A 22,237-nucleotide genomic window follows, 5' to 3' on the forward strand; every position below is an offset into this window, starting at 1 on the left:
TGATATATGGCACTGGGTGTCGAGGCGCTGGAGGCGACATGTCAACAGACAACGGGAGCTACCCACCGTGGGTGCAGGACCCCCCGCCCGCCGAGCCGGCTCCGGCAGCCGGACCGTGGGCGACCCTGCCGCCGCCGCCCCCGGTGCTGGTCAAGCGGGGCCCGGCGGCGGTTCCGGAGGCGCCGCCGGCCACCACCGGCCCGCCGACCCTGGACGACCTGCTCGCCGACCGGCCCGCGCCGCCGATGGGCCCGGCCAAAACCGGCTGGCGCGCCGCGGTCCGGCGCGCCTCCGGCGGACTGCTCGCGCTCGGCCCCGGGCCCGCCGAGGTGCGGCACCGGGTGGCGGTGGCGTCGGTGCAGCGCAGCCTGGACGGGCCCAAGACCGTGGTGGTCGTCAACCCCAAGGGCGGCGCCTTCAAGACCACCACCACACTGATGATCGCCCGGACGCTCGGCATCCACCGGGGCGGCTACGTGCTGGGCTGGGACAACAACGAGACGCGCGGCACGATGGGCTGGCGGGCCAACCCGGCCCGGCACACCAACACCGCCGTGGACCTGCTGCGCGACCTGGACCGGTTCGCCGACGTCCGCAGCGCCCGGGTGGGCGATCTCGACAACTACGTGCGCTCCCAGGGCGACGCGCAGTTCGACGTGCTGGCCTCCGACGAGGACGCGGAGTCCTCGGCCAGCATCGACGCCGCGGCCTTCAAGGATCTGCACCGCACCCTGAGCCGCTTCTACCGGGTGATGGTCGTCGACACCGGCAACAACATGCGGGCCAGCAACTGGGAGGCCGCCGTCGCCGAGGCCGACCAGCTGGTGATCGTCTCGACGGTGCGCGAGGACACCGCGCAGAGTGCCGCCTGGATGGCCGACGCGCTGAACACCTCCGGCCGCGGCGAGCTCGTCGCCAACGCCGTCACGGTGCTCGCCGAACCGGCGGCCGTCGCGGACAAGGCGCTGCGGGCCCGGCTGCACCGGCACTTCGGGCAGCTCACCCGGGCGGTCGTCGACGTACCGTACGATGCCGCGCTGATCGGCGGCGGACCGATCGCCTACGACGCGCTCTCCCCGGCCAGCCACGCGGCCTGGCTGGAGGCCACCGCGGCGATCGCTGAGGGGTTGTAATGTAAGAGGCAACTTACACTGGGCGGCGGGGAGGCGGCATGTCGCGCGAGCGGGCCTATCACCACGGCGACCTGCGCGCCGCCCTGATCACCGCCAGCTTCGAGCTGCTCGCCGAGGTGGGGCTGCGCCGCTTCTCGGTGGCCGCCGTGGCCCGCAAGCTGGGGGTCAGCTCGGCCGCGCCGTACCGTCACTTCCCGGACCGCGACCACCTGCTGTCGGCGGTGTCCGGCGCGGCCGCGCGCGACCTGCGGTCCGCGATCCTCGCGGCCGCCGGGGACTCCGGCCCGGATCCGGCCGACCGTCTGGCCGCTGTCGCCGGCGCCTATTTCCGGTACGTGGTGAGCACCGGCGCCGGGCTGCACGTGATCTACGCCCCGGAGCTGTACCGGGTGGGCGACGACGCTCGCCGGGAGCACACCCGAGCCCTGATGGACACCGTCCTGGAACTGGCCACGGCCACCGACGTCCCGACCTACCAGCAGGCTGTCGCCCTGGTCGAGGCGATCATCGCGGTCGGGCACGGCTACACGTCGTTGTTCGCCGAGGGCTTCTTCGCCCGCGGCTCCTCGACGGTCGACGCCATCGCCGCCCGCGCGGTCGCCGCCGCCCGCGCCCTGGTCCGCGCCGAGCACGGCGCCTGACTCGTTCCTTCCCCGGCCGTGACCCACCCCTGGTCGATCTTGCGAACGTCTATGCTCGCCACTCGTGATCATCAATCGTCGCCGGCGGCGGATCGCGCTTCTGAGCGCCGTGACACTGCTGGCCGTGGCCGCCCTGACCGCCTGCCGCGCCGGGCACACACCGGCTGCCGCCGCATCCGCCGCGGGGCCGGCCGCGCCGTCGCCCGGCGAGGTCACCCCGAGCTGGCCGCGCCCGAGCGCCGGCGCACCCCTCTTCGAATTCCAGACCTGGGTCCGGGAGGAGGTGCGGGCCGCCATGAAGGTTCAGACCGAGGGCCTGCTGACCGGGGACTTCACCAAATTCGCCATCGGGGCGCCACCGGGTGACAAGGCACTGCGCGCCGAACTGCGACGGCGGTTCCGGACGCTACGCGCACTGCACGTGACCCGCTTCGACCAGCGCGTCGACGGACAACCACGCGCGCTGCCGAAGGCGGGCACCTGGCAGGTCGTGCACGTCGTCGACCACTGTTTCGTGGAGACGGACTGCGGCACCGACGAGACCGTCTTCGACAGCGTCTGGGCGCAGGCCCCGGAGGGCCTCCGGCTGGTCGGCTTCAGGCAGAACGACGGCAGGTCGCACTGCTTCACCTGCGAATCGGTCGACTCCCGGTCGTACAACCGGCCCTGGGAGACGACCGAGCTGATCGCCCAGGTGGGCGCTCGCACGCTGGTCGCCGTACCGCCGAGATACCGCAACCGGCTCGCCGACCTGTCTCGCCGGGCGGAGAAGGCCGCCGCGGTCGCGGACCGGTACCGGATCGGCGCCGGCGAGGTGGACCGTTATCGCGTCTTCGTCGCCGACGACGCCGCCTGGCGGCGGTGGTACCACCATCGGCCTGGAGCGTGGGTCGCCGGCATGGCGGTTGCCACCGGCGAGCATCGGATCGAGGTCGAGCTGCATGCGTCCGAGCTGACCGCTGACTTCACTGACGAGTTGCTCACCCACGAGCTGGCCCACGTCGCCACGTTGCGCAACGACACTCACGACAGTCAAAAAGCCCTGTGGTTCCTCATCGAAGGCATGGCCGAGTACGTCCAGCAGCAGCGGCCCGGCGCGGGTGACTACCCGGACCGGGACGCGCTCGACCATCTGCCGCACCGGCGGACACTGCGGTCGGTCTCGGTCGATCCGCCGGCCGACGACGCCGACGACCGGGATGCCGCCGGCCGGTACGCCGTCGGCTACTACGCCGTGACCTTCCTGTTCGGCAGATACGGCAAGGAGCGGACGCTGCGCTTCTTCCAGGACGTCGTGCAGAAGGGCATCGGGCTCGACGGCCCGTCCCGGTCGGTGTTCGGCAAGCCCTGGGCGACGGTCGACAAGGAGTGCGCGGCGTACGTCAGAGGTCTTTGAATCCGATCGATCGGCGACGATACTCGGCAGGCATGGAAGACGGGCGGGCGGAGCTGGGGCGCGACCTCGCGCACGCGCTGCGGACCGGGCCGTTCTCGGCGGCGCTGCACCTGGCGATCGAGGACCGCGGGATGCGGCTCGACGAACTCCAGGAGCGACTCGCGGCGGCCGGGATCAACCTGAGCCTCACCACGCTCAGCTACTGGCGGCGCGGGCGCAGCCGGCCCGAACGCCCCGAATCGCTCAAGGCCGTCCGGCTGCTCGAACGGATCCTCGCCCTGCCCGAGGACTCCCTGATGGTCCAGCTCGGACCGCGGCGCCCGCGCGGCCGGTGGCTGACCCGGCCGCCCGGCACCATCGAGGTCGACCGGCTGTTCTCCGACGGGGTGAGCGTGGCCCGGGCGATCGGTGGCCTGGACCGCTGGATGTACCACGAACTGACCCGGCTGAGCCTGCACGACCTCTACACCGTCGGCCCGGACCGGCAGGAAGTCAGCCTGACCTGCCGGCAGGTGCTGCGGGCCAATGTCGACCGGGTCTCCCGCACCGTGGGGATCTTCTCCAGCGACGACCTGACCGCCACCACCTCGCTCACCGCCATCCGCAACTGCCGGATCGGGCGCACCCGCAACGACCCGGGATCCGGGCTGCTGGCCGCCGAGATCGTCTTCGACCGGATGCTGGCGCAGGGGGAGACGGTGGTGATCGAGCACGAGTACCGCAGCGAGTCGCGGGTGCCTACCGTCAACTACTACCGGGCGTTCACCACGCCGGTGAACGAGTATGTGCTGCAGGTGCAGTTCCACCACGACGCGGTCCCGGCGCGCTGCCACCGTTTCCAGCGGCGCGGCTTCCACGCTCCCGACCAGGGGCTCTGGGAGTCGTGGATCGGGTCGACGCACGGCGCCCACCTGGTGGCGTCGGACGTGGCGCCGGGCATCGTGGGGATGCGCTGGGAGTGGGACTGAGCGGCCCGGTCGGGCCGCTCGATCCCGCCGGGTGCAGGCGGATCAGGACGCGCTGACGGTCACGTCGTCGATCACGAAGCTGGTCTGCAGCGACCAGTCCTCCACGCCGGTGAACGTGAGGTTCACCGTCTGCCCGGCGAAGGCGGTCAGGTCAACCACCTTCTCCACATACCCGGACGTCTGGTCCAGGTTGGTCCAGGTCGCCACGGTGCTGCCGCCCGCGGTCAGGGTCAGCCTGTCGTACGCCGAGCCGTCGTACTCCGCGGTGGTGATCCGGATCCAGAAGCGCAGCGCCACGGTGCCGCAGGCCGGCAGGGTCACCTGCTGCGCGATGGTGTCGGTCTGCGCCTGGCCGCCCCCGTTGAGCCAGGCGTTGCGGGTGCCGGTCCGGGCCGGGTACTGCGACCAGGTGCCGATCACGTTGGCGGTGGCGGTCCACGGTGCGGTGCCGTTCTCGAAGCCGGGATTGCCGATCGGCTGGCCCGGCGGGCAGTCGCCGCCGGTCGTGACGGTCCAGGTGAAGGTGGTCGATCCGGTCCGGCCGGCGCTGTCGGTGACGGTCACGGTGACGTTCGACGTGCCGGCTGCGGTGGGCGTTCCGGAAATCTGTCCGCTGTCCGCACCGATCGTGAGCCCGGCGGGAAGGCCGGACGCCTTCCAGCTGTAGGGCTTGGTGCCGCCGGTGACCGTGAGTTGCAGGTCGGTCTGCTGGCCGAGCGGCGTACGCTGCGCGCCCGGATCGGCGATCGCCGGGTCGCCGGGCGTGCCGCCGCCGATGAAGCCGGTGTAGAGCAGCACGTTCGGTGACCCGCTGCCCGGACTGGTGACCTTGCCGGTGGTGCCGTTGCCGACCAGCGCGTCCCGGACCTGGGCCGGCGTCGCCGACGGGTTCGCGCCGAGATAGGCCGCGGCGGCGCCGGTCACGTGCGGTGAGGCCATCGACGTGCCGGTCATCGTCGCGCTGCCGGTGTTGCTGGAGTAGGACGCCGACACGATGCTCGTCCCCGGCGCGAAGATGTCCAGACACGATCCGTAGTTGCTGGTGCTGTTCCGGGCGTCGGCGCTGGTGCTGTTCCCGACCGTGATCGCGGCGGCGACCGCCTGCGGCGAGTAGTAGCAGGCGTCGTCGCCGGAGTTGCCTGCCGCCTGCACGAACTGCACACCCGAGCCGATCAGGCTGGACACCGCGCTGTCCATCGCCTGGCTGGTGCAGCGGCTGCCGCACCCGATGCTGTAGTTCGCGACCGCCGGCTTGCGTGCGTTGGCCCGCACCCAGTCGATCCCGGCGATCAGGTCGTCGTTGGTGCCGGTGCCCTGGCAGTCGAGGACCCGCACCGAGACGATCCGGGCTTTCTTGGCGATCCCGTAGGTGGTGCCGGCCGCGGTCCCGGCCACGTGCGTACCGTGCCCGTGGCAGTCCGCCGGGTTGCTGTCGTTGTCGACGATGTCGATGCCCTGCCCGACCCGCCCGGTGAAGTCGGTGTGGCTCGCGTTCAGCCCGGTGTCCAGCACGTAGACGGTCACTCCTTGTCCCGGGTTCGCCGGGTAGGTGAACGCCCTGTCCAGCGGCAGGTTCCGCTGGTCGATCCGGTCGTCCCCCCAGTTCGGCGGGTTGCTCTGGGTGTCCTGCACGGTGATCCGCTGCACCTGCTCGACGGCCGCGACGGCGGGATCCGCCGCGAGCTTGCCCGCCTGGCTCTCCGGCAGCGCGATCGAGAACCCGTGCTGCACCTGGTCGTAGACGTGCCGCAGCCGCCCGCCGAACCGCCTGGCCAGGGCACTCGCCTGATCGCCGACGGCCGCACGCTGCTTGAGCGTCACGATGTACCGCCCGGGCACCGCCCCCGGGCTGTCCGCGTAGAGCACCCGCCCGGCGGGTGCCGCAGCGGCCGGGCTCCCCGCGACACCCATCGTGGTCACGGTCGTGACCAAGGCCAATCCCGCTGTGGAAAGACGTCGCCACATGGGGCATCTCCTCCTTCGTAACTGCTGTGCGGCAGAACGTAGGAGCGACCAGCCCCAGCGAGACAGGTCAATGAAGAGTCGTCGAGCTTCTTCAACCTCCAAAACTGTTTATGAACCACCCAGCCCCGCCCCCAGCCCAGCCCCGGCCCGGCTCCGCCCCAGCCCCGGCCCAGCCCCCGGCCCCCGGCCCGGCCCCCCGTCCCGGCCCAGCCCCCGGCCCCGCCCAGCCCCGGCCCTGGCCCTGGCCGGCCTCGCCCCAGCCCGGGCCAGCCCCCCGGCCTGGCTCGCTCATCCCAGCGTTGCCCGGCCTGGCCGGGTTGCTGGCTTCGGGTCAAGGCGCTGGGACGGTGACTTCGACGGCTAGTACCCGGCCGGTGCGGGCGGCTGCGTTGGCGTCGATGTTTTCGAAGCCGCTCCACTCCGTGGCCAGGGCGAACAGGGTCCGCCCGTCCGGGCCGCCAAGGGCGCAGGAGAAGATCGGGCGGTCGAACTCGACGCGATCGGTGACCTCGCCACCCTCGCGCACCCTGATCAACGCGCCCCCGGGAGCGTCCGGCCCGCCGCCGAGCATCCGGATCCCCGGGGCCCCACACCACACCGCGCCCTCGGCGTCGATGCAGATCCCGTCCGGCGCGACCTGGTCGGCCCACACCCGTCTGTTTTCCAGCGAGCCGTCAGCGGCGATGTCGAACGCCGTGATCCGGCTCGTGAAGGACTCGCTAACCAACAGCGTCCCGCCGTCCGGGGTGATCACCATCCCGTTGGCGAACTGCAGGTCTCCGGCCACGATCCGGGTCGCGCCGTCCGGCGCGACATGGGCGATCACGCCCGGGTTAGGCGCGCCGCCGCCGACCAGATCGAACTCGAACCCGTTGACGTAGACGTCGCCGGTCGTGGTGGTCACGATCTCGTTCCAGCCGTGCTTGGCCACGTCGGTGAGGTGGCCATAGGTCGTCCCGTCGGCCAGCGACAGACCGGGCCCCGTGGTGAGCAGCCGGCCGTCGGGCAGCCAGTCGAACGACCACCCATAGCCGGGTGGCGCGTCGGCCACCCGCTCGGTCGTCCCATCCATGGCGATCGCCACGATCTCCGCGGACGCCCAGTGCGCCACCCACAGCCGGCCCTCGTGCCACCGGCCGGATTCGAGCATCGTGAAGCCCTCGGCCAGCAGTCGCGGTTCAGATGTCGTCATAACGCGCATCCTGCTCCGGGCGTCCGGGCAGCGCCAGTGAGGTGTCCACTGTCCATCTCGACGGTCCGGTCGGCGCCAGCGAGGTGTGAACGGTCGTGCGTGACCAGCAGGGTCGCCGTGGCCCGCTCGTGCGTCAGGCGGGTGAGCAGGTCGATGATCGCGGCACCACGGTCGTGGTCGAGGGCGCTGGTGGGCTCGTCGACGAGCAGGACGGTCGGATCGTTCATGAGGGCGCGGGCGATGTTGACCCGCTGGCGCTGGCCACCGGAGAGCTGGTGCGGACGCCGGGCGGCCTGCGCGGACAAGCCCACGGCGTCGAGCAGCTCCAGCGCGCGCCGGCGGGCCGTCGACGGCCTGTCCGCCATGACCTGAAGCTGCTCGGCGGCGGTCAGCGACGGCAACAGGTTCGGCTGCTGGAAGACGATGCCGATCCGGCGGCGCCGCAGCCGGGCCTGGTCACGGCGGCTCTGGCCGGTCACGGCGACGCCCTCGACCTCGACGGTGCCGCTGTCCGGGGTGATCAGGGTGGCGGCGACGGCGAGCAGGCTGGACTTGCCGGAGCCGGACGGCCCGACGACAGCTGTCAGGCACCCTCGGCCCACCTCCAGGGTGACGTGGTCTAGGGCGGTCAACCGGGCGTCGCCGTCGGGATAGGTCAGGGTGACGTCGGTGATCGTGAGGGTCATCGGGCACTTCCCAGCGCGGTGAGCGGGTCGACGGTGGTGATGCGGCGGATCGACAGCGCGGCGCCCAGCATGCCGAGGGCTGTCATCACCGCCGCGGGCAGCAGCAGGGTCGACGGCGTGAGCTGGAACGGGACCGTCCCGGCGACTGCCGCCCCGACGGCGGCGGCGAGCGCGGCGCCGATCAGGGTGCCGGCCAGCAGCAGGACGGCGGCCTGGCCGAGGGCGTCGCGGAGCAGTGCGGCGGTCGAGGCGCCGAGGGCTTTCAGCACCGCGATGTCGGGGCCGCGCTGGATCGTCCAGACCGTGAAGAACGCGCCGATCACCAGCGCCGCGATGGCGAACAGGAAACCGCGCATCAGCTGCAACGATCCGTTCTCGCTGCGGTAGGAGCCGATCGCGGCGTACGAAACGTCGCGCCGGACCGTGCGAGTGCCGATCGCGCGGTCGGCGGCGGCCACGTCGGCGCCGTCGGTGCGCAGGGCGAGCACGGTGGCGTCGCCGTCGAGCGTGGTCCACACGACGGGCAGGTGACTGAACGCTGCATCGCCCCGGACCGCTGCCACCCGGCGTTGCCGACCGCCGAGGGTGATCACGTCGCCGCCGGTCACGCCGAGGTCAGCGGCTGCCGGGACGGAAAGGATCACCTCATCGGGACCGACCCGGGCCAGCGTGGAGCCGGGGCGCACCCCGAACGCGGAGACCGTGACGCCGCGGGACCCGGCCGTGGCCTTCGTGGTGCTGATCCCGATCGGCTCGGCGCTGGTGACGCCGGGGACGTGGGACCAGCGATGCCATTGCTCGGCGGTGACGGTGCTGTCCGCGTACGAAAGCTGGTTGGAAAAAGTGATCCGGTCGGCCGGTAGGTCGGCGATCGCGGAGATGTTCTGCTGCCCAAGGCCGGCCGTGAGGCCGGACAGCAGGCCGACGAGCAGCGTGATCAAGACGATCACGGCACCCATCAGAGCGAAGCGGCCTTTGGCGAACCGCAGGTCGCGCCATGCGACGAACACGGTGTCTCTGCCCTCTCGTCCGGAAGCGGTGTTGCCCGTCGAGCCTCGCGGCTGGGTGTGGGTCGTCGCTTCTGCCGTTGGGCGATGGTTCTTGCTAACTTTCGATAGAGGCGAAGCGGCGATCGGAATCCCTAGGCTTGGGGGACCATGAACGTCACCGCCTTGCTCTGGTGCCTGCAGCTGATGGTCGGAGGACTGCTCGTCCTGGCCGCCAGCCGGGCCCCGCTGCCCGGCCTCGCCATCGCCTGCATGTTCGGGCTGGTCTTCATCGCGGGGCTGCTGCCGCTTGTCCGCAATTCCCGGCTGGTCGCCCGGGCGTGGCTGATCGGCGTCAGCATCATCTGGGTGTTACTGCTGGCGCTGGTGGCCGACGCGGTGTGGCTGGCCTTTCCGCTTTACTTCCTGCAGCTGCACCTGCTGGCCCGACGCACCGCGGTCGTCACCGTGGTCGGCACCGCTCTGATCGCGGCCTTCGGGTTCGCCCTGCACACCGGTGAGCTGGCGGTCGCCACCGTGATCGGGCCGCTGCTCGGCGGCGCGGTCGCGGTGGCGGTGGTGTGGGGCTATCAAGCGCTCTACCGGGAGAGCGAGCAGCGCCGGCGACTGATCGAGGAGCTCACCGCGACCCGCGCCGACCTGGCCGAGGCACAACGGGCCGCCGGGGTGCTGGCCGAGCGGGAGCGGCTGGCGCGGGAGATCCACGACACCCTCGCGCAGGGGTTGACCAGCATCCAGCTGCTGCTCAGCGCCGCCGAGCGAGCCCTGCCCGACCGAGTGGCGGTCGCCGCCGGCTACGTCGGCCAGGCCCGGCAGTCCGCCACCGACAATCTCGCCGAGGCACGCCGGTTCGTGGCCGAGCTGACCCCGCCGGCACTGGAGGCCGGGCTGATCGAGGCGCTGGACGGGCTGTGCGCCACGACAGCCGAGCGGCATCGGTTGACCGCACGTTTCCAGCACACCGGTGACCCGGTGCCGCTGCGCGCCGAGACCGAGACCGCGTTGCTGCGGATCGCGCAGTCGGCGCTGGCCAACACGGTCCGGCACGCGGGCGCCGAGACGGTGGACGTGACGTTGAGCTTCCTCGGCGATCATGTCGCGTTGGATGTGGTGGACGACGGGCGCGGCTTCGATACGGCGCGGTCGGGCGCCGGATTCGGCCTGGCCGGGATGGATGCGCGGGCCCGGGAGTTGGGTGGCGCCTTCACCATCGAGTCCACGACCGGTGGCGGGACCGCGCTGGCCGTGCAACTGCCGGTTGGAGCGTCCCCATGACGGTTCCCGGGGTGAGTGTGCCTATGACGGTTCCCGGGGTGGGTGTGCCGATCGCGATTTCCGGGCGGAGCGGGCTGATGGCGGTTCCTTGGGGAGCGGGCTGATGGCAATTCTCGGGGGTGGGGGCGATGACAACTCCCGGTGAGAGCGGGTCGGCGGCGGTTCCCGGCGGGAATGGGCCGATAGCGGGTCCCGATGGGAGCGGGGCGGGGGCGGTTCCCTCTGGGGGCGCGCCGACAGCGGTTTCCGACGGGAGTGGGCCGGCGGCGGTTTCCGGTGGGGGCGGGCCGGCGGCGGTTTCCGACGGGAGCGGGTCGGTGGCGGCTTCCGGTGGGGGCCGGCCGGTGGTCCGGGTTCTGGTGGCGGACGACCATCCCATCGTGCGGGCCGGGTTCCGTGCGGTGCTGGAGACGGAACCGGGTCTGGAGGTGGTCGCCGAGGCAGCTACGGCGGAGGAGGCGGTGAACCGGTCCGCGGCGGGTGACATCGACGTGGTGCTGATGGATCTGCGGTTCCGGGGCGGGATGACCGGGGCCGAGGCCACCGCCGCGATCACCACCCGGGCGAGGGCGCCGCGGGTGGTGATCGTGACGACCTACGGCACTGACGCGGACACGCTGCCGGCGCTCGATGCCGGTGCCACGTCGTATCTGTTGAAGGACGCCTCCGCGGACGTTCTGATCGAGGCGGTGCGCACCGCGGCGGCGGGCCGGCCGACATTGGCGCCGGCGATCGCGGACCGGCTGCTGCGGCGGGTGCGTAATCCCGCGCGGGTGCTGACCCGCCGGGAGATCGAGGTGATGGCGCTCGTTGCCGAGGGTCTGTCGAATCAGGCGATCGGTGCCCGGCTGCATCTGACCGCGGGCACGGTCAAATCGCACCTGGCACGGATCTACGCGAAACTCGACGTCGACTCCCGGACCGCCGCGATCGCCGCCGCCACCGACCTCGGACTGATCAGCCGTTAGCGGCATGGCCCCGGTCGGTTGGTGGTGGCGCGACCCGCGGTTGGTCGGTGTGGCGGCTACAACCGGCGAGCGGTGGCGCGGCCCCGGCCGGTTGGTGGTGGCGCGACCCCCGATCGGTCGGTGTGGCGCGGCTACAACCGGTTGGTGGTGGCGCGACCCCCGGCCGGTCGGTGTGGCGCGACTACAACCGGCCGGCGACGCCGAGACCGGGGCGGTCGTGATGGCTAGGGACGGGCGGTCGGCAGTGAGACTCTGCTCGGTAGTGGCGAGGCGGGGCTCGGCCGGAAGTGGGGAGGCCTGGAGAGGCGAGACCGTCAGCCGGTGGGGGCGAGGGAGCGGCCCGCCGCGAGGATCGTCTCGCTGGTGGCGCGCGGGTTCCAGCCCAGCACCCGGCGGGCCTTCTCGTTGGAGATCTGCTTCTGGTGGCCCAGCCCCTCGACGGGCGGCAGCAGCGCCGTCGGTATCCGGGACGCGGCTTCGCCGAGACCGGTGCGGAGCGTCGCCGCGATGTCCTTCAGGGGGATGGCCGGGCCGTTCGCGATCAGGAAGCGTTCGCCGTCCACGCCCGGGGTCACCATCGCTCGCACGTGCGCGTCGGCCACGTCCCGCACGTCCACGATGGGCAAAAAGATGTCCGGGATCCCCGGCATCCGGCCGGTCAGCAGCCGCTGCACGATGTGGTTGCCGCCGGAGACCTCGCTGCCCAGTGCCGGGCCCAGCACGGCCACCGGCAGCAGCGTGGTCAGCTCCATCGCGCCGCGGTCGAACTCCCACGCGGCCCGCTCGGCGAACACCTTGCTGCGCCCGTACGCGTCCATGCCCGGCCCGTCGAGCACCGACCAGTCCCGTTCCGTGAAGACGTGATCGGTGGGCGGGTGACCGAACCCGGCCGCGTGGAACGCCGAGGTCAGCACCACTCGCCGCACCCCGGCGTCCCGCGCCGCCCGGAGCACGCGCAGCGTGCCCCGCCGCGCCGGGACAATCAGATCGTCCTCGTTCTCGACGGGCCCAGGCCGCACCGGCGACGCCACGTGCAGCACGTAGTCGACGCCTTCCGCCGCCGCCGTCCACCCGGCGTCGTCCAGCAGGTCGGCCTGGACGAACTCCACCCCGTCGATCGCCGGCTTCCGCGCCCGCACCGTCGCCCGCACCCGACAGCCCCGATCGAGCAGCTCCCGGATGACATATCCGGCGATGAACCCGGCGCCGCCGGTGACAAGCACTCGCTGTTTCGTCATGCCCCCACGATCCGATCACCGGGCCGGCCGTTCCAGGCCCCGCTCAGCCAGGGGTCTCCCGGGACCCCCGTACGGTCCGGACGGGAGCCCTACCGTGGGGGCATGACCGCCTCCGAGGATCCGCGCCTGCTCGGCGCCTTCCTGCGCGCCCGCCGCGAACTCGTCACCCCCGAGGAGGCCGGCATCCCGGTCGTCGGCGTCCGCCGGGTGCCCGGCCTGCGCCGCGAGGAGGTCGCGATGCTGGCCGGCATCAGCGCCGACTACTACCTCCGCCTGGAACGCGGCCGCGACCGGCACCCGTCGGTGCAGGTCCTCGAATCGCTGGCCCGGGTGCTGCGCCTGGACGACGACGCCCGCGCCTACCTGCTCGGTCTCGCCGCCGACAAACCGCGCCGTCCCCGTCGCCCGCGCCGCGAGACGGTGCCGCCCAGCACCGGCAAGCTCGTCGCGACGCTTCCGCTGCCGGCCTTCGTCGAGGGCCGGCACATGGACGTGCTGGCCGCGAACCCGCTGGCCACCGCCCTGTCCCCGCGCCTGGTCCGGGGTGGGAACCGGCTGCGCGACGTCTTCCTCGACCCGGCCGAGCAGGCACTGTTCCCGGACTTCGAGCTGGCCGCCGGGCACCTGGTCGCCGGTTTCCGGGAGGCGGTCGGCACCGACACCGACGATCCCCGCTGCATCGAGCTGGTCGGCGAGCTGTCCCTGGCCAGCCCGTTGTTCCGCCGGCTCTGGGCGCGCCACGACGTGCGGCCCCGAGCCGGCGCGGTCGTGCGGTTCGACCATCCGCAGCTCGGCGAACTCCGGCTCAACCGGGAGAAACTCCTGATCACCGGCACCGACGGCATCCTCCTGGTGATCTACCACCCCGATCAGGGCTCCGCCGACGCCGAGAAGTTGACGCTGCTCGCGGCGTCCCTTCCGGCGCCCGGTCAGGACGAGTCGCGCAGGGACGCGAAGACGACGACGTTGTCCACGTAGTGCCCGGCGTCCCGGTCGAAGTCCCCGCCGCAGGTGACCAGGCGCAGCCCCGCATGGTCGATCGGCCCGTAGACCGCCCCGGCCGGGAAGGCACTCTTCGGATAGCGGCCGATCCGGTCCACCGCGAAGACGGCAACCGTCCCGTCCCGCCGGGTGATCCGGATCGCAGCGCCTCGCCGCAGGTGGGACAGCCGGGCGAAGGATCCGGCCGCCCCGCGATAGTCGACGTGCCCGGCCAGCACGGCGGGCCCGAGCGAGCCCGGCACCGGCGCCCTGGTGAACCAGCCGACCGTCCGGGCGTCGGTGGGCACTCGCATGGTGCCGTCCGGTTCCAGACCGAGAGCGGCCACCGGCGCGGCGACCCGCAACGCCGGGATCTCCAGCCGAGCCGGTGGCGACTCCGGCAGGAGGGGCCCGGAGATCAGCGCGGAGGCATCGCCGGCGACGATCCCGGCGGAGGCGCCGAGAGCGGGTGCGGCGGCAGAACTCGCGATGGGCGCGGTGGGGGAGCCCGCGGGGGAGGTGGTGATGAGCCGCCCGCAGACCAGAACGGCGAGGAGCCCGACGTCACGGTGATGGGAGGCGCGGCGCCGGCGATACAGCACGACCCCCACCCCGAGCACGACGAGCCCGCCGTACCCGTACCGAAAACCGGTCCGGACGCTCCCGTCACCCGCCGCGATCCCGCCCACCGGAACCGACCCGGCGGCCGCCCCCGAAACCATCCCGCACAACGCCGGATCCGTCGCCTCCTCCGGAATCCCACTCAACCCGGCCGCCGCCGCGAACGTCGACTCGCCGAGACCGTCCAGGTCGTACCTCCGGTTCTGGTTCACGTCGATGCCGTGCTCCACGATGTGCAGGTCCGGCAGGTGCTCGACGGTGCCCGGCGGCAGGTCGGCGGCCGGGATCGTCCGGTCGTAGGCGAGCGCACCCCGCGCGTCCGCCACCGGCATCCGGTCGACGGCCAGTCCGCTGGCCCGTGAGATGTCACCGCGCGTGGTCAGCGACAGGAAGATGTCGCCGTAGTCCGGCATGCCCTCCTCGGTGGTGAGGTAGCCCTCGTGGTCGCGGTCGGCGGACCGGCTCGGGCAGTGGAAGTTCATCCCGGTGGTGGAGCCGTGCAGGTGCTGGGCGTGCGCGGCGTTCGGCACCAGGTGGGTGGAGCGGATGCTGACCGCGAGGTCGCCGTTCGGCAGGGCGGTCAGCGTGGCAGTGCCGCTCGCGCCGGAGTCGTTCAGGGCGAAGAGCCGGACCTGCACCGCCGTGCCCGCGGAGGCGGCGCCCGGCGTGGCCGACGGCGGCGCGACGGCCGGGGCGGCCGACACAAGCACGGCCGGGCCGCCGACAGCAGCGCGACGGCCGCCGCAGCCGCCGCGACCGGAACCAGGATGCGCATCACTGCCTCCCCGCCCCATCCCGCCGGACCCGATCACCTCCAGCAGCCGATACCGGCCACCCACCCGATCGTCCGTCGCATCCACGGCCATCTCCGCACCCCCGACCTCCCGGTTGCCAGGCATTCGCCACCGTGGAGCGGGTGGATGGGTGGATTGTGGAAATCGTTCACCATCACATTCGAAAGATCGATGACTCGGATCGCGCTGATCACTGATCGTCGCTCCCGCCAGGGACCCTTCCGGGCCGGGCTGGCCGCTGCGCGTCCAGAACGCCCGGCCCGCAAGGGCGACGTCCGCGGGTGGTCGCGACGTGCCAACCCGACAACCCGGAGGCGGCGGCTCGCGGTCGTGCGGCCGGCCCTCGAGCTGTCGGTCAGGTGAGGTCGACCTGGGCTTGGAGAGGGGTGGTCGGGGTGGCCGAGGCGGGGGCCTTCTCGATGGTGACGCCGACGGCGGTGGCGGTGGGCAGGCCGGTGACGAGCTGGGTGGCGACCGACTGGCCCTCGCCGAGGCTGCCGGCCGAGGCGGGCACCCCGGAACGGATGGTCCACAGCTGGTAGACGCGGCCGCCGGCCGGGGGACGGGCGGCGGCCAGCTGGATCACGCCGGCGTCGCGCAGCCGGGACGTCGCCACGCGGACGGTGCCACCGCTGGTCAACGGCTGTTCGTGCCACACCACGTCCGGGGCGGTGAGCACGGAACGGACCTGCTCGGCGACGGCGGGCTGCTGCTCGTCGCGTACCGTAAGCCGTTGGCTCACATAGACGGCCGTGCCCGCGCCGACCGCCGCGACCACGGCGGCGGCCGCGGCGGTCAACCGCAAGCGGCGCGACGGCCGGGTGCGCGGCGATGACGACCGGCCCGGCGAAGCGGCCGGGAGCTGGCGGGTCTCCGCGATCCGGGCCAGCACGGTGTCCCGCATCCCGGCCGGCGGCGCCGACCACAACCCGTCGGCCAGCAGCGATGCCGTCTCCAGCAGTTCGGCGGTCTCGTCCCGGCAGGCCTCGCAGTCACGCAGGTGCCGCTCGAAGGCGGCCCGCTCCAGGTCGTCGAGCGCGTCCAGCGCGTACGCCCCGGCCAGGGCGTGGATGTCGACGTTCACGCCGCCGCCCCCGTTCCCAGGCAGTCCCGCAACCTGATCAGACCGTCCCGCATCCTGGTCTTCACGGTCGGCAGCGACACGCCGAGCAGCTTGGACACCTGCGGATACGAGTGACCCTGGTAGTACGCGAGGGTGACCGCCTGCCGCTGCAACTCGGTGAGGCCGTCCAGGCAGTGCCGCACCTGCTGGCGCTCGATCCGGCCGGTCACCTCGTCGGCGACCTCGTCATAGGGAGTGTCCAGCGCGGCGGCGCCGGCCCGCAGAGTTCGGGAGGCCGCCGCCTGCTCGGCGCGGACCCGGTCGACAGCCCGGCGGTGCGCGATCGTGAAGATCCAGGCGGTGGGCGAGCCGCGCGCCGGGTCGAACCGGGCGGCCGTGCGCCAGATCTCGACGAGCACCTCCTGCGCGACCTCCTCGGCCTGCGCCGGGTCGCCGAGGACCCGCCGGACCAGGCCGAACACGCGCGGGGCGAACAGGTCGTACAGCGGGCCGAAGGCCTTCTCGTCGCCGCCGGCGACGGCCTTGAGGAGGGCGCCGGCGTCGGGCGCGGCGGCCGGATGCGCCTGGCGGCCTTCGACGCCACTGTCTGCCATGGCTCCTCAGCGTACGGGCTGCGGGCCCATTCCGGCATGACCGGCGGCGCCGGCCGGTGGCGTACCGCGCCGGGGCGTTCGACCGCTCTGACCGTTCAGGCAGTCGATACCGGCCGGTCTGGTGATCTTGAGAAGCCGGAACGGTCGTACGGTGACAGGTCTGCCCCGCAGCCGGATGTCATTGGAGCCTGATGTTCCCCCGCGCCACCCCCGATCGGTCCCTCCTGCGCGGCGTCACCCAGCGGCGGCTCGGCCGTCGCGACGCGCTGCGGCTCGGCGGCCTCTCCGCGCTCGGCGCGGCTCTGGCCGCGTGCGGGGTGCAGGGCAAGGGCGGGGCGGCGGCCGGCGTGGACCCGGGTGCGCTGGCGAACTTCTGGCAGGGCAAGAAGCAGAACGGCAAGCTCGACTTCGCGAACTGGCCGCTGTACATGGACCCGAAGCACCCGGAGTTGGCGAAGTTCACCCAGCGGACCGGCATCCAGGTGAACTACCAGGAGGTCATCCAGGAGATGGGCCCCTGGTTCGCCAAGGTGCAGCCGCAGCTGTCGGCCAAGCAGTCGATCGGCTTCGACCTCATGGTGATCACCAACGGCATCCAGTTCGGCCAGTTCCGCTCGGCCGGGTTCCTGGCCCCGCTCGACCACGACAAGCTGCCGAACTTCACCAGGAACGCCGCCGCGAAGTACGCCACCGAGGCCTTCGACCCGGGCAACGTGTTCAGCGTGCCGTGGGCGTCCGGGATCACCGGCATCGCCTACGACCCGGCGAAGACCGGCCGCGAGATCACCAGCCTGGCCGACCTGTGGGACCCGAAGTTCAAGGGCAAGGTCGGCATGATGTCGGACGTCACCGAGCTGGGCAACTTCGGCCTGCTGGCGTCCGGGATCAAGCCGGCCGGCTCGACCGAGGACGACTGGCGCAAGGCGGCCGCCAAGCTCAAGCGGCAGAAGGACGCCGGCATCGTCCGCAAGTACTACGAGCAGGACTACGTCGACGCGCTCGGCAACGGCGAGCTGTGGATCAGCCAGGCCTGGTCCGGCGACGTCTTCCAGAAGAACCTCTCCGACGGGACGAACCTCAAGTTCGTCATCCCGGCGGAGGGCGGCACCATCTGGACCGACAACTTCGCCATCCCGATCACGGCGGCGAACCCGGTGGACGCCCTGATGCTGATCGACTTCTTCTACGAGACGGCGAACGCGGCGTCGCTGGCCGAGTACATCAACTACGTCTGCCCGGTGCCCGGCGCGCAGGCGCAGATCAAGAAGGACGCGGCGGCGCTGTCCGGATCCGACCGCACCGACATGGAGCAGGTCGCGGCCAGCCGGCTGGTCTTCCCGAGCGAGGCCGACTACGCGAAGCTGCACTACTACGTCGGCTTCAACACCGCTGAGGAGCAGCAGACCTTCTCGTCGATCTTCGAGCCGATCGTTCTCGGCTGACGCGCTACGCCGCCAGGTAGGCGGCGGCGAAGCCCGCGGTGGGAATGCCGAACAGGACGGACACCACCGCGAGCCGGGAGATCGTCGGGTGCCGGGTCAGCGCGGCGTACCCGCCGAGAAGGATCGGCACCGTCACCAGCTGCGGTACCAGTGTCGACCGGGGCACCACCACGTCGAACGCGGCGCTGAGCAGGCACACCGCCAGCGCCGCGCCCCACAGGCCCAGCCCCAGCCGGTACGCGGTACGCGCCCCGAACCGCACCGCGAACGTGGTGTCCCCGGCCCCGGTGTCGGCGGCCAGGTCGATCACCGTGGTCGGCACGTAGAGCGCCGCCGCGAACAGCACCCCGATCACCCCGATCGGCCACGGGAACTCCCACGGCGCCCGGGTGATCGCCCAGCCGGCGGCCGGTGCGACCAGGCCCACCACCAGGGCGTTGACCGTGACGTCCCAGCCCGGCCGGGTCTTCAGCCGCAGCGGCGGGACACTGTAGGCCCGGCCGAGCGCCAGCACCCCGGCGACGCCGAGCACGAACAGCGGGCCGACGAGCAGCGCCGCACCGAGCGAGGCGAGGGCCAGCACCCGGTACCAGAACCGGAGCCGTCCGTCGGACACCGCCCCGGTGACCAGGGGCGCCGTCGCCTTCCGTGGATTGGCCCGGTCGCTGGGCAGGTCGTGCAGGTCGTTCTGAGCGAGTACCGCGCCCCAGACCAGCGGTCCGAGAACGACCAGTGCGACCAGGGCCCGCCCGGTGTCCGCCGGCAGCCAGGAGTGCCCGGCCAGCACCGTCCCGAGATAGGCCGGCACCCAGGAGACCGGCCAGAACCAGGGCCGGGAGACGGCGACCAGCAGGGCCGTGGGTCGCTCCGTCAGTGCTGTCATGCCGGGCATCCTCCCCGCCGGCCGCGGTGCCGGCTCCACCGATCATCGGCGCATCACGGCGGCCGCTCCTCCCTTCGCGGAGGGAACGATCTCCCTCTGCGGAGGGATCGCTTCGGGGCGGGACGCGACGAGTGTGTGAGTCGTCCCGGCACGAAGGTCGCGCCAGGGTCATGTCATCGGGGGAGACCGTGGACGCATCGCTGGGCCGTCCCGCCCGCCGTCGCCTGTGGGCGGCGGCGTGCGGGACGTTCGTCGTGAGTGAACTGACCCTGCGCCTGTACTGGCTCGCCGGCGGCCGCTGGGGATACACCGCCTGCGATCGGACGGCACTGACCGATCCGGCCGGTGGGTGCGGCGCCGACCGGGTCGGGGTGCTGCCGTTCTGGCCGGGGTGGGGGAGCGTGATCGCCGGGGTGGCCCTGGGGGTGCTGGTCGCGGGTGCGCTCCGCGGACCCGGCCGGACCGCTGCCGCCGGGTGCTGGACCGCTGCCATGGTGCTGCTCGTCGCCGCGTTCCCGCTGCACCTGCTCTTCGAGATCCCGGCGGCCCTGGCCGGCCGGCCCTCGGACTGGCGTGATCTCGGCGCCCGGCTCGCCCTGGCCGCCGGTGGCCTGCTCTTCGCCGGCTTGGCGAGCGTGCTCGGCCCGCCGCGTGCACCGGGGCCGCCCGGCTACCGGCCGGTGCCACGGTGGACCCGGCGCTGGGCGTACGCCGCTGTCGCCCTGCCCGTCGCCGGCTGGGCCGTGCCGCACGGCCTGTGGCTGCTCGGCGTCCCGTTCGGCATCGCCGGCCCGAAGCTGGCGGAGATCCACGAAGGTCTCTCGTCGGTGGCCGGGCTGGCGATCACCGTGGTCCCGCCGGTGGCCGGCCTGCTCGTGCTCGGGCTGGTGCACCGGTGGGGCCAGGAGTTCCCGCGCTGGGTGCCGCTGCTGGGCGGCCGTCCCGTGCCCCGGCTGCTGGCCGTGGTCCCGGCCGCCGTGGTGGCGACCGCTCTGATCACCTACGGCCTGCTGAGCTGCGCCGTCCTGGCCGGCGACCTGCTGAGTGGCGCGGTCACCTGGCCGGAGGTCCGGGCCGGCTGGGCGGTGACCGGCACCCTGCTGGTCTTCACCGGCTGGGGGGTGGCGCTGGCCGTCACCACCGTCGGCTATCTCCTCGCCACCCGGCGGCATCTCCCTTCCCAGCAAGCACTCCCGCAGGCCCCCGTCACTGGTGGCCGGGAGAACGAAATACGTGGTCGCCGGGCGTCCTAACCTGAGTGCATGCCGTACGTTGCCGCCCGTGATGGCCGCCGGAATCGCAGCGCCGCACACCGGGCACCAGCCGTCCCTGACCGGATCGACGACCTGCACGGGAACAGCCTCGGCGTGCTCGAGGTCCCCCATCACATGGCCTGCGGGCATGCCAGCCGCCGGCGCTACGAGCTCGACGACCCGGCCCAGCTGAGACACGCCTACGAGCAGGTGCTCTGCGAGGCGGCCGGGTGCGGCGAGATCGAGGACCTGATCAACCCGGCGATGCTGCGCCGGGTGTGGCGGGACCTGCACCTGCCGTCGCGGGTCCGGGAGGCCTGGGAGACCAGGCATCCCAGCCTGCGCCGGACCGTCAACCGCACGAACTCGGGCCCCGGGGCGGGTGAGGCCGCCAGCCGCACCGTCGGTGCCGGGCCGGCCAACCGGGGCTTCGTGCGGCGCGGCCGGACCCAGGCTGCCCGGACCGCCACGGCCCGCACGGCGGCCGCCCGCCCCGGCGTCGCCCGTTGACCAGCGGCGCCCGGCCCGCGTTCAGCGGCTCGCACCGTCCACCGAGGTGACGGTCGCGGGCGCGGCCGTCACCTCGGCCCCGATCAGCCGCCGGTGATCGACCAGTGCCAGGCCTCCGAGGGCAGGTTGACGAAGCCGTAGTCCTTGGCATGCAGGGTCAACCACTTGTAGGCCTTCGTGGACCTGCTGATCGTCCTGCCGCCGGACGAGATGTCGATGGCCAGGCCCAGCTCGTGCAGGGAGCGGCCGGGAATCGCGGTCGGCACGCGGCAGGACGACGACGGGGCGGTCCACACGTCGGGGCAGCCGTTGATCGTACGCAACTCGATCTGTCGGTCCTTGGTGCGGAAGCCGCCGCCGGAGATCTGGACGCCGTCGGCCCGGGCGTCGTCGACCATGCGCTTGAACGCGAAGGCGATGGTGCGGTTCACCGTCACCCCGTAGACCTGAGTGGTGTCGGCGAGCTGGAAGGCCGGCCGGAACTGGTCGACGACGGTGCGGCTGAGCGTGCCGGCCTGGGTGGCCAGTGTCGCGGCGGCGGGCAGGGCGGCGATCGCCTGCCTGGTCCGGGCGGTCGCCGTGGTGTACGTGGCGACCTCGGTGTTCGCCCTGGACACCCGGGTGGTGGCGGCCGACGCGTCGACGCGGGCGGTGGTCAGCGCCGTGGCGTACCGCTGGTACTGCTGCTTGCGGGTGGCGACCGCCTTGGTCGCGGCGGTGACAGCGGCGCTGGCCCGGGTCACGGCCGACCTGCTGTGCGGCTTGCGCGCGCCGGCCGTACGCAAGGTCAGTCGCGCGGCGGTCAGGGCCTTGCGCGCCGCGGCGTGCCGCAACCGGGCGTTCTTCTCGGCGGTGGTCGCCGCCGTCAGGCGAGTCTGCGCGACGGTGGCCGCCCGGGTGGCCACGGTGACCTCGGCGGTCCACTGGCGGACCGCCTTCTGCTGGCCGGCGAGGCTGGTGCGCAGCGCGGTGAGCTGCGCGTCGTGGGTGAGGCTGCGGTACATCAGGCTGGACCAGGTCGAGGCAACCCGGGGGGCCGCGGCCTGGGCCGGCGCGGGCATACCGATCGCCGAGCCGGCGGCCGTCAGCGCGATGATCGCCGCGGCGGCGGACTTCTGGAGAGTTCGCTGTCGTGTCGTCACCCGGAGACTGTGGAAGCCGACGGGTCCGGGTTCCGGTCCCGATCGGTTCCGGATGGGTTGCCAGCCGTCAGTTCGGCGTGAACAGTCCCTGAATGCCGACCACGACGGCGATCACTCCGAAGATCGCGATCGCGAGGGCCCAGCCGGCCGGCTCGGCCGGTCCGGTCGAGCCGAGGATCCGGCGGCCGGTGAATTTCTCCCAGGTCAGCAGCAGGCCGACGGCCAGCCCGACCACCTCGAAGTGCAGGATCCGGCCGTCGAACAGGTGCACGATCAGGAAGAAGCCGGCGGCGATCAGCGCGATGATCCCGATCGGCCAGGACCAGCGGGCCGCCCGGTCGGCGAACCGCTCGAGGCCGGTGCCGACACCCGGCACCCGGCGCAGCAGCGGGATGCCGAGCAGCAGCCCGCCGAGGATGTTGGCGAAGTCGAGCAGGTAGGCCATGGCGGAGAGGGTAACGGGAG

21 protein-coding genes are annotated in these 22,237 nt (G+C 72.6%); 10 read left to right on the forward strand and 11 right to left on the reverse strand.

Annotated features, from left to right (window positions below):
• Window positions 1-38 precede the first annotated feature (38 nt).
• The 4 genes from Actob_RS15710 (at window position 39) to Actob_RS15725 (ending at window position 4,138) form a co-directional block, all read left to right on the forward strand.
• On the forward strand, window positions 39-1,133 hold the full coding sequence (locus Actob_RS15710) for a MinD/ParA family ATP-binding protein (RefSeq protein ID WP_284920925.1): 1,095 nt from the start codon (window positions 39-41) through the stop codon (window positions 1,131-1,133).
• A 38-nt stretch (window positions 1,134-1,171) separates the two neighbouring features.
• Window positions 1,172-1,774 carry a TetR/AcrR family transcriptional regulator gene (locus Actob_RS15715; protein ID WP_284920926.1) on the forward strand — a complete coding sequence of 201 codons (603 nt, stop codon included), beginning with the start codon at window positions 1,172-1,174 and terminating at the stop codon, window positions 1,772-1,774.
• A gap of 64 nt (window positions 1,775-1,838) precedes the next feature.
• On the forward strand, window positions 1,839-3,170 hold the full coding sequence (locus tag Actob_RS15720; RefSeq protein ID WP_284920928.1) for a hypothetical protein: 1,332 nt from the start codon (window positions 1,839-1,841) through the stop codon (window positions 3,168-3,170).
• A 32-nt stretch (window positions 3,171-3,202) separates the two neighbouring features.
• Window positions 3,203-4,138, forward strand: coding sequence for a hypothetical protein (locus tag Actob_RS15725; protein WP_284920929.1), 936 nt, complete (start codon window positions 3,203-3,205; stop codon window positions 4,136-4,138).
• A 42-nt stretch (window positions 4,139-4,180) separates the two neighbouring features.
• Here Actob_RS15725 and Actob_RS15730 read toward each other — a convergent pair whose 3' ends face one another.
• The 4 genes from Actob_RS15730 to Actob_RS15745 form a co-directional block, all read right to left on the reverse strand.
• Entirely contained in the window at window positions 4,181-6,049 is a 1,869-nt protein-coding gene (locus Actob_RS15730; RefSeq protein ID WP_284920930.1) for a S8 family serine peptidase, read from the reverse strand.
• A 385-nt stretch (window positions 6,050-6,434) separates the two neighbouring features.
• Window positions 6,435-7,295: an SMP-30/gluconolactonase/LRE family protein gene (locus Actob_RS15735; protein ID WP_284920931.1), complete on the reverse strand. Its 861-nt coding sequence runs from the start codon at window positions 7,293-7,295 to the stop codon at window positions 6,435-6,437.
• On the reverse strand, window positions 7,292-7,981 hold the full coding sequence (locus Actob_RS15740; RefSeq protein WP_284920932.1) for an ABC transporter ATP-binding protein: 690 nt from the start codon (window positions 7,979-7,981) through the stop codon (window positions 7,292-7,294). Before Actob_RS15740 ends, Actob_RS15735 begins: the two co-directional genes overlap by 4 nt.
• Window positions 7,978-8,940: an ABC transporter permease gene (locus Actob_RS15745; RefSeq protein ID WP_284922327.1), complete on the reverse strand. Its 963-nt coding sequence runs from the start codon at window positions 8,938-8,940 to the stop codon at window positions 7,978-7,980. Before Actob_RS15745 ends, Actob_RS15740 begins: the two co-directional genes overlap by 4 nt.
• A 198-nt stretch (window positions 8,941-9,138) precedes the next feature.
• Between Actob_RS15745 and Actob_RS15750 the strand changes: the two genes are divergently transcribed.
• Entirely contained in the window at window positions 9,139-10,263 is a 1,125-nt protein-coding gene (locus Actob_RS15750) for a sensor histidine kinase (protein WP_284920933.1), read from the forward strand.
• A 344-nt stretch (window positions 10,264-10,607) separates the two neighbouring features.
• Complete coding sequence (locus tag Actob_RS15755; protein WP_284922328.1) at window positions 10,608-11,231, forward strand: response regulator transcription factor; 624 nt, start codon at window positions 10,608-10,610, stop codon at window positions 11,229-11,231.
• Window positions 11,232-11,545: 314 nt separating this feature from the next.
• On the opposite strand, the gene Actob_RS15760 is transcribed toward Actob_RS15755, so the two are convergent.
• Window positions 11,546-12,469: an NAD-dependent epimerase/dehydratase family protein gene (locus Actob_RS15760; RefSeq protein WP_284920934.1), complete on the reverse strand. Its 924-nt coding sequence runs from the start codon at window positions 12,467-12,469 to the stop codon at window positions 11,546-11,548.
• A gap of 102 nt (window positions 12,470-12,571) precedes the next feature.
• Between Actob_RS15760 and Actob_RS15765 the strand changes: the two genes are divergently transcribed.
• Window positions 12,572-13,447: a helix-turn-helix transcriptional regulator gene (locus Actob_RS15765; RefSeq protein ID WP_284920935.1), complete on the forward strand. Its 876-nt coding sequence runs from the start codon at window positions 12,572-12,574 to the stop codon at window positions 13,445-13,447.
• On the opposite strand, the gene Actob_RS15770 is transcribed toward Actob_RS15765, so the two are convergent.
• The 3 genes from Actob_RS15770 to sigK all read right to left on the reverse strand — a co-directional run bounded on the left by Actob_RS15770 (window position 13,399) and on the right by sigK (window position 16,542).
• Complete coding sequence (locus tag Actob_RS15770; protein WP_284920936.1) at window positions 13,399-14,781, reverse strand: class F sortase; 1,383 nt, start codon at window positions 14,779-14,781, stop codon at window positions 13,399-13,401. The genes Actob_RS15765 and Actob_RS15770 overlap by 49 nt on opposite strands.
• A gap of 439 nt (window positions 14,782-15,220) precedes the next feature.
• Window positions 15,221-15,949, reverse strand: coding sequence for an anti-sigma factor (locus Actob_RS15775; RefSeq protein WP_284920937.1), 729 nt, complete (start codon window positions 15,947-15,949; stop codon window positions 15,221-15,223).
• Window positions 15,946-16,542, reverse strand: coding sequence for an ECF RNA polymerase sigma factor SigK (gene sigK / locus Actob_RS15780; protein ID WP_284920938.1), 597 nt, complete (start codon window positions 16,540-16,542; stop codon window positions 15,946-15,948). The genes Actob_RS15775 and sigK overlap by 4 nt, the downstream gene beginning before the upstream one ends.
• 191 nt (window positions 16,543-16,733) lie before the next feature.
• Between sigK and Actob_RS15785 the strand changes: the two genes are divergently transcribed.
• Window positions 16,734-17,984, forward strand: a complete 1,251-nt coding sequence (locus tag Actob_RS15785; protein WP_284920939.1) for a polyamine ABC transporter substrate-binding protein — start codon at window positions 16,734-16,736, stop codon at window positions 17,982-17,984.
• Window positions 17,985-17,988: 4 nt separating this feature from the next.
• On the opposite strand, the gene Actob_RS15790 is transcribed toward Actob_RS15785, so the two are convergent.
• A complete protein-coding gene (locus Actob_RS15790) occupies window positions 17,989-18,867 on the reverse strand; it encodes a UbiA prenyltransferase family protein (protein ID WP_284920940.1) in 879 nt (292 codons plus the stop codon).
• 170 nt (window positions 18,868-19,037) lie between these two features.
• Here Actob_RS15790 and Actob_RS15795 point away from each other — a divergent pair, with 170 nt between their 5' ends.
• Both Actob_RS15795 and Actob_RS15800 read left to right on the forward strand, forming a co-directional pair.
• Complete coding sequence (locus Actob_RS15795; RefSeq protein WP_284920941.1) at window positions 19,038-20,120, forward strand: hypothetical protein; 1,083 nt, start codon at window positions 19,038-19,040, stop codon at window positions 20,118-20,120.
• Between the two features lie 9 nt (window positions 20,121-20,129).
• Window positions 20,130-20,630 carry a hypothetical protein gene (locus tag Actob_RS15800; protein ID WP_284920942.1) on the forward strand — a complete coding sequence of 167 codons (501 nt, stop codon included), beginning with the start codon at window positions 20,130-20,132 and terminating at the stop codon, window positions 20,628-20,630.
• An 83-nt stretch (window positions 20,631-20,713) separates the two neighbouring features.
• Here Actob_RS15800 and Actob_RS15805 read toward each other — a convergent pair whose 3' ends face one another.
• Window positions 20,714-21,772: a M15 family metallopeptidase gene (locus Actob_RS15805; protein ID WP_284920943.1), complete on the reverse strand. Its 1,059-nt coding sequence runs from the start codon at window positions 21,770-21,772 to the stop codon at window positions 20,714-20,716.
• A 67-nt stretch (window positions 21,773-21,839) separates the two neighbouring features.
• Window positions 21,840-22,217, reverse strand: a complete 378-nt coding sequence (locus Actob_RS15810; RefSeq protein ID WP_284920944.1) for a hypothetical protein — start codon at window positions 22,215-22,217, stop codon at window positions 21,840-21,842.
• Window positions 22,218-22,237: the final 20 nt, after the last annotated feature.

This window comes from Actinoplanes oblitus (assembly GCF_030252345.1).
Lineage (GTDB): Bacteria > Actinomycetota > Actinomycetes > Mycobacteriales > Micromonosporaceae > Actinoplanes > Actinoplanes oblitus.

What these genes read in the sequence shown, in the direction of transcription:
- Actob_RS15710 (WP_284920925.1), top strand. Translation starts at nt 39, where the DNA reads ATGTCAACAGACAACGGGAGCTACCCACCGTGGGTGCAGGACCCCCCG.
- Actob_RS15715 (WP_284920926.1), top strand. Translation starts at nt 1,172, where the DNA reads ATGTCGCGCGAGCGGGCCTATCACCACGGCGACCTGCGCGCCGCCCTG.
- Actob_RS15725 (WP_284920929.1), top strand. Translation starts at nt 3,203, where the DNA reads ATGGAAGACGGGCGGGCGGAGCTGGGGCGCGACCTCGCGCACGCGCTG.
- Actob_RS15730 (WP_284920930.1), bottom strand. Translation starts at nt 6,049, where the DNA reads ATGGGTGTCGCGGGGAGCCCGGCCGCTGCGGCACCCGCCGGGCGGGTG.
- Actob_RS15735 (WP_284920931.1), bottom strand. Translation starts at nt 7,295, where the DNA reads ATGACGACATCTGAACCGCGACTGCTGGCCGAGGGCTTCACGATGCTC.
- Actob_RS15740 (WP_284920932.1), bottom strand. Translation starts at nt 7,981, where the DNA reads ATGACCCTCACGATCACCGACGTCACCCTGACCTATCCCGACGGCGAC.
- Actob_RS15745 (WP_284922327.1), bottom strand. Translation starts at nt 8,940, where the DNA reads ATGGGTGCCGTGATCGTCTTGATCACGCTGCTCGTCGGCCTGCTGTCC.
- Actob_RS15750 (WP_284920933.1), top strand. Translation starts at nt 9,139, where the DNA reads ATGAACGTCACCGCCTTGCTCTGGTGCCTGCAGCTGATGGTCGGAGGA.
- Actob_RS15760 (WP_284920934.1), bottom strand. Translation starts at nt 12,469, where the DNA reads ATGACGAAACAGCGAGTGCTTGTCACCGGCGGCGCCGGGTTCATCGCC.
- Actob_RS15765 (WP_284920935.1), top strand. Translation starts at nt 12,572, where the DNA reads ATGACCGCCTCCGAGGATCCGCGCCTGCTCGGCGCCTTCCTGCGCGCC.
- sigK (WP_284920938.1), bottom strand. Translation starts at nt 16,542, where the DNA reads ATGGCAGACAGTGGCGTCGAAGGCCGCCAGGCGCATCCGGCCGCCGCG.
- Actob_RS15785 (WP_284920939.1), top strand. Translation starts at nt 16,734, where the DNA reads ATGTTCCCCCGCGCCACCCCCGATCGGTCCCTCCTGCGCGGCGTCACC.
- Actob_RS15790 (WP_284920940.1), bottom strand. Translation starts at nt 18,867, where the DNA reads ATGACAGCACTGACGGAGCGACCCACGGCCCTGCTGGTCGCCGTCTCC.
- Actob_RS15795 (WP_284920941.1), top strand. Translation starts at nt 19,038, where the DNA reads ATGTCATCGGGGGAGACCGTGGACGCATCGCTGGGCCGTCCCGCCCGC.
- Actob_RS15800 (WP_284920942.1), top strand. Translation starts at nt 20,130, where the DNA reads ATGCCGTACGTTGCCGCCCGTGATGGCCGCCGGAATCGCAGCGCCGCA.
- Actob_RS15810 (WP_284920944.1), bottom strand. Translation starts at nt 22,217, where the DNA reads ATGGCCTACCTGCTCGACTTCGCCAACATCCTCGGCGGGCTGCTGCTC.